This is a genomic window from Psittacicella hinzii (genome assembly GCF_003585935.1).
GTDB classification, from domain to species: domain Bacteria; phylum Pseudomonadota; class Gammaproteobacteria; order Enterobacterales; family Psittacicellaceae; genus Psittacicella; species Psittacicella hinzii.
This window is the reverse complement of the sequence record NZ_NRJG01000083.1, coordinates 1-6,320: the sequence shown is the minus strand read 5'-3', so window position 1 is coordinate 6,320 and position 6,320 is coordinate 1. Positions and strand designations below refer to the sequence as shown.

Sequence of the window (6,320 nt, the reverse complement as noted above, 5' to 3'; positions counted from 1 at the left end):
AAGTTACAAGTTATAAGTTATAAGTTACAAGTTATAAGTTATAAGTTATAAGTTATAAGTTATAAGTTATAAGATATGTTCTCTTAGACTGGTAGTTGTGGAAAAAGCGTAAATTTGCAAAGTATAGTTTTATTTTACCGCGTTTGTGCCTAAAAATATAGAAAATACAGCATTAACGAGTAATTTTCCTTTGTTGGTTTATATTTATTGCTATCTATTGCTCAAGTAAAATTAAGATCGTTGTTTAGATAGTGAAGGTTGTCTGAAAAAGTAAGATGATGGTTTGTAAAGTTTGTAAAGCTACTAGTCAAAAGAGGTATGCAAGATATACCTATTATTTTTCAGACAACCGTAAAGGGAGTAGGTAAAAATAAAGTACGAAATAATTAATTATCTACGAGTTGGGCTGTGGGTCTAAGTCGAACCTATGCTATAATAAGTAGCTTATGGGAGAGAAGAAAGAAGCATTTATCGCTCTTAGACTCTCGCATTTTTATCCTATATTCTGAATTTTTTAACACAGTTTTGTTAGAGACAAAACTGCGATAATTTTTAAAGGTTTTTGCTTCTCATTTAAGTTATGTTTAAGCGAAGATAGTAAGCTAAAGAAACGCATTAGCTCGAAATTAGCTAATAAAGCTAATTACTTGTAGATAAAGGGACAATAATAATTATAGGAATAATAACAATATGCTTCAGCCTGAGTTTTATGATTATTAATCATAAAATAGAGACTGAAAAAGGTTGTCTGAAAAACAAGTATAGAAAGTTCTTTCTTTACGGTTTTTAGATTTTACTTGCATCTTTTATTTTTAGTTATCTGTACTATCAGTACAACTAATTTTTTTATCCGTACAACTAATCTCTTTATCTATACGACTAACTTCTTTATCAGGACAACCAACTTAACTTGAGATTCTTATTTCGGTAATGTTCATGAAGAATATTCGTAACTTTTCAATTATTGCTCACATTGACCATGGTAAGTCAACCTTATCAGATCGTCTAATCCAAGTATGTGGTGGTCTTTCTGATCGTGAAATGCAAGAGCAACTTCTCGACTCGATGGATATCGAAAGAGAGCGAGGGATCACTATTAAGTCTGCTTCGGTAACTTTACGTTATAAAGCACGTGATGGACAAGAGTATAAATTAAACTTTATCGATACTCCAGGACACGTAGACTTTAGTTATGAAGTGTCACGTTCGCTTGCTGCTTGTGAAGGGGCTTTACTAGTTGTAGATGCCGGTCAAGGGGTAGAAGCGCAGACGCTTGCTAACTGTTATACGGCTCTGGATATGGATCTTGAGGTTGTGCCGATTTTAAATAAAATCGACTTACCAGCAGCTGATCCGGATCGTGTGGCCGAAGAAATCGAAGATATCGTAGGTATCGAAGCGCACGACGCGGTACGTTGTTCTGCTAAAACTGGTCTAGGTATCGAAGATGTACTCGAAGATATCGTGCACAAAATCCCAGCACCAGAGGGTGATCCAAATGCCCCATTACAAGCCCTAATTATCGACTCTTGGTTCGATAACTACATGGGAGTAGTATCTTTAGTGCGTATTAAAAACGGTTCACTGAAAAAAGGTGACAAAATTAAAATTATGTCAACCGAACAAAATTACACCGTTGACCGTTTAGGTATTTTTACCCCTAAACAAGAAGATACTACACAGCTCGAATGTGGTGATGTGGGCTGGGTTGTATGTGGTATCAAGGATATCCTTGGAGCTCCAGTTGGTGATACAATCACTCATACCAATGGTTCGGCTAGTGAACGTTTACCTGGTTTCAAAAAAATCAAACCTCAAGTATACGCGGCAATCTTCCCAACTTCATCAGAAGATTACGAAGCATTCCGTGATGCTCTACAAAAACTTTCACTTAATGACGCGGCTTTATTCTACGAGCCAGAAACTTCTCAAGCTCTAGGGTTTGGTTTTAGATGTGGTTTCTTAGGTCTATTACACATGGAGATCGTACAAGAACGTTTAGAACGTGAGTACGACTTAGATCTAATCACTACAGCTCCAACCGTAGTTTATGAAGTGGAATTAACTAATGGTAATGTAGTATATGTAGATAGTCCATCTAAACTACCACCATTAACCAATATTCACTGCATTAACGAACCTATTGCTGAATGTAACATTCTTGTACCACAAGAATACCTTGGTAACGTGTTAACCCTTTGTCACGAAAAACGCGGGGTACAAACTCGTATGATGTACCACGGTAACCAAGTAGCTTTAACTTTCGAAATTCCACTAGGGGAAGTAATCCTTGATTTCTTCGACCGTTTAAAATCTACTTCTCGTGGTTATGCATCATTAGATTATGGTTTCAAACGTTTCCAAACTGCACCAATGGTGCGTGTGGACGTACTAATCAATGGTGACCGTGTTGATGCTCTTTCACTAATTGTCCACAAAAACGATGCACGTACGCGTGGTCTCCAATTAGTAGAAAAAATGAAAGAGTTTATTCCACGTCAACAATTTGATATTGCCATCCAAGCAGCAATCGGTAACCAAATCATTGCTCGTTCAACCGTAAAACAATTACGTAAGAACGTACTAGCTAAATGTTACGGTGGTGACGTTACTCGTAAACGTAAACTTCTGGAAAAACAAAAAGCTGGTAAAAAACGTATGAAGCAATTAGGTAACGTGGAAGTGCCACAAGAAGCCTTCTTAGCAATTCTGCATGTTGGGAAAAACTAAGTAGTTAATGAACCACCAACTAACTAATCAGTTAACTACAGCTAACTAACCGGCTAAATAGCCAATAAGCTAACCAATAAGCTAACCAATAAGCTAACCAATAAGCTAACCAATAAGCTAACCAACTCACTAACAACAAAGCTTATCCTTTAGTTTAGAGTTATGAGAAGGGTGTGTGTAAAAACATACTTGGATCTGCATAATTCATAGCTATAACTATATAAGCTTAAACTAAAGATTAAAAAATAGTGATATATGCAAGCGCTAAGCTTGCGTATATCACCGCTTTAATTAGTGTTTAGTTATTGTTTAACTGTTGTTCTAATTACAGTTCTAATTATTGTTTTTAGTCACGGTTTTAGTTAATGCTTTAATAGTTATTTAGGCGAGTTTTAGCTATTTGTAACTATAAAATTAAGCTATTTATTTAGTTGTTTATTTAGTTTTTTCCTTAACAACTTAAGTTGTGTTCTCTGCTCATAAATTTTAACCCCAGATTAAGGCATAAGTTTGTGGTTAGTTGCACGACTAACTTGCTTCTTAATCGTTTCAACAAACTTAGAGATTTTTATGAAAAAGCATGCTAGTTTACTAGCCTTTATTATTGTAGTTGCCCTTTTTGTCCTGCTTTATCGCATTTTTATGGACAACTTTAGTAATGGTTTATCCATTATTTGGGTAATTATGTTACTTGTATTTTTAGCGGCTTATACTGTACGTCGTTTTTACTACGTACCTTACTTCCGTAAGCAAAAAGCCCAAGAGCTAAACTTACAAGGCACTGAACAAGATTTAAAACAAAATAAAGAACTTAATGCTGCGGCTAAAGTTTTAGCGCGTAAAACTTTAGCGGGTGAACTTTCAAGTTACTTTATTTTCTTCTTAGTAATTTTTGTATTCCGTGCATTTGTTTACGAGCCATTTAAAATCCCTTCAGGGTCAATGCAACCGACGCTCGAAATCGGAGATTACATTGCCGTAAATAAACACCAATATCGTTTACATGATCCAATTTGGCAAAAAACCATTGTGCGCTTAAATCCAGTTGAACGTGGTGACATCGTAGTCTTTAAAGAACCACGTCAACAAAAAGAAGACTGGATTAAACGTGTAATTGGGTTACCTGGTGATATTGTGCACTACGACCAATATAACCAAAAATTCCTTGTAATTTCGAATTGCCAAAACCCACGCTCAGTAGCGCAAGGTTTAGATTGGACAAGTTTAACTAATAATAGTGTAGTTGGTGAAGGCTGTAAAGTGAATGTTTTCACTTACGGTCAATTTAGTGCTAACTACGACTACTTCTACTTAAACTCATACCAAAATCAACGTACTGAAACTTTAATGACTTCAGACGGTCATGAGTTATCTCACTACACCCTACAAAACCCACAACCTTTAGACTATGCTCAAGCTAATGTGTATCGTCAAGAAGGTATGCCGGTTTTAACTTGGGTTGTACCTGAAGATAAATATTTCATGGTTGGGGATAACCGTGATAATTCAGAAGACTCACGTTTCGTTGGTTTTATTCCGTTTGAAAATATTGTTGGTAAGGCTGAATTTATTTGGTTTAGTTTAAAATACGACAACACAGGCAATACCTTAACAGGTGTAAATTACAAACGTATCTTTACTGGTCTCTATCCAAATATTCTTAGCAATTAAGCTAAAAGTTTAGGAAAATAGAGTTCGGTAGTTATACAGCTATATAATTTATATAGCCATTTATATATTGTTAGTCAAATGCTTAAAGCTCGCTATTTAGCGGGCTTTTTTAATTTTGTGGTATGGCACAGATTGTAGTGATAATAGCAAGTGGAGTTTTTAGTCTCTTTGCGGCTTACTTGAGGGTAGTCTGAGTGTGTCCGAAGTTATCTGAGAGTTGTCTGAGAGTTGGTTAAGGTATGTTGGAAGGTTGTCTGAAAAAGCTAAATAATAATGACTATTATTCAGGGGTATTTGTGAGTTCTATGCAAATATATTTTTCCTGTTATTCATAGATCAAAGCTCAATTTTCCACTATAATAAGAAAGTTATTTTTTTCCTCCTGTAGCAACAAGGTTAGGCTTGGGGTTACAGAATATAAGTTTTTAATGGCTTCCCCCATTAGGTCGACTTAACTTTAATCATAGCAATATCTATTCAAGACAAAAATATTATGACAACACTACAAAAATCAACAAAATATCCTCTAATTTCGATTGCCTTGCACTGGTTTATTCTAGTTGCCGTAGTAGGTGCTTACGTTTGTGTATGGGCAAAATTATATAACCCTTGGCACTTCTTCTTTGGTGCATTAGCGCTAGTTTTATCAGTAGTTCGTTTTGTAACTATGCACGCTTTAGCAAAACGTAAACCTGCAATCATTCCACCAATTTCTCCATTACAAAACTTAGCAGCTTTAGTAATTAAGATTGTTTTAGCTTTAGGTTTTATTATTCTACCTTTACAAGGTTTACTAGGTCGTGCATTCTACGGTAGAGCAACAGATTTTTGGAGAGTAGAAATTTTCCCAGCTTTCGATGTAAATCCAGAAATCGCTAGCAAACTTTTACAAGGTCACGTAGTATTTGCTTACGTACTTTTAGGTGCGATTGGTTTACACGCTGCAGCAGCATTATTCCACCACTTTGTACGTAAAGATAATACTTTAAAACGTATGATGTAATTACAGTGATTAACTTATTGCCTTAAGAAAATTAGCCTTAACCAAGCAAATAAGTTAATACTCAGATTAGTAAAAAGATTTCTCTGCTGAAAGCTACCCTACGTCAAGCACGTCGCTGGTAGCGCTACAAGTTTTTCATAGTTTTTCTCCTTAAAGAAGTTACATTGACATTTCGTTAAATCTTGGTAGTTAATTCAGCAGATTTTTAATAGTTGCCTTTAATTAATAGGCACAAAGAGGCATTAGTTTCTGATAATTTATTAAGGGACTAATGCCTTATTATTTTTATCCCCAATTAAATAAAGCTCGGCATAACTAGTGCTGAGCTTTTTCTTTGGGCTCAATTTATGTGGGATTCGGCAGTATAGATAAGGCAATAAGAATAAAAGTTGTAGGGATAATGCGGTAAGGTTAATGTAGTATGTATAAGGCAGTAGAGAAAATACGGTAAGAATAAAAGATCAGTCTTTAGGGGTACTGTTCAGAGTAGGTAAAAAATAAACACGAGGCTGAATAGGTAAGTAATACGGAAAAATACAGGAAAGGGATCGAGAGTCGCTTTGGGCTTACTTGCTAGTAGTATGTCTTAATTTTTGTGGGGACTGCTCATAGTGAGTAAAGTGTAAATCTTACCCTGATAAAACGTAAACTTTACCCCTTAGCCAAGAAAAATCATCGCTTCAGCTATAGCTTTCACCTATCAGTGCCAAGAACAAATTTAGCAAAACGAGCATTATAAGTGCTTGTGAAAAATCTCTTAAGATGTCATTTCAAGCCGAGTTCTGGTCACTTGCTCTTCACAACATTCATATAATTTTTTTAGGTGTATAAATTTTCTTTTTTGCTTAAAATTGCATTTTCTTTTTTCTAAAAAAGCGAAAAAATTGTTGACTACCTTAGTAGGTTAATAAGGTAT

The 6,320-nt window shown here is 35.3% G+C and carries 3 protein-coding genes; all 3 read left to right on the top strand.

Going from position 1 to position 6,320, the window contains the following annotated elements; genetic code table 11:
- The first annotated feature begins 936 nt into the window (after window positions 1–936).
- The 3 genes from lepA (at window position 937) to CKF58_RS04760 (ending at window position 5,404) form a co-directional block, all read left to right on the top strand.
- Window positions 937–2,730 (top strand): translation elongation factor 4, encoded by a 1,794-nt coding sequence (gene lepA, locus CKF58_RS04770; RefSeq protein ID WP_119531504.1) that lies wholly within the window; start codon window positions 937–939, stop codon window positions 2,728–2,730.
- A gap of 570 nt (window positions 2,731–3,300) precedes the next feature.
- On the top strand, window positions 3,301–4,401 hold the full coding sequence (gene lepB, locus CKF58_RS04765; protein ID WP_147397214.1) for a signal peptidase I: 1,101 nt from the start codon (window positions 3,301–3,303) through the stop codon (window positions 4,399–4,401).
- Window positions 4,402–4,894: 493 nt separating this feature from the next.
- Window positions 4,895–5,404 carry a cytochrome b gene (locus tag CKF58_RS04760; RefSeq protein ID WP_119531500.1) on the top strand — a complete coding sequence of 170 codons (510 nt, stop codon included), beginning with the start codon at window positions 4,895–4,897 and terminating at the stop codon, window positions 5,402–5,404.
- The last annotated feature ends 916 nt before the right edge of the window (window positions 5,405–6,320 follow it).

What these genes read in the sequence shown, in the direction of transcription:
- CKF58_RS04760 (WP_119531500.1), top strand. Translation starts at nt 4,895, where the DNA reads ATGACAACACTACAAAAATCAACAAAATATCCTCTAATTTCGATTGCC.
- lepA (WP_119531504.1), top strand. Translation starts at nt 937, where the DNA reads ATGAAGAATATTCGTAACTTTTCAATTATTGCTCACATTGACCATGGT.
- lepB (WP_147397214.1), top strand. Translation starts at nt 3,301, where the DNA reads ATGAAAAAGCATGCTAGTTTACTAGCCTTTATTATTGTAGTTGCCCTT.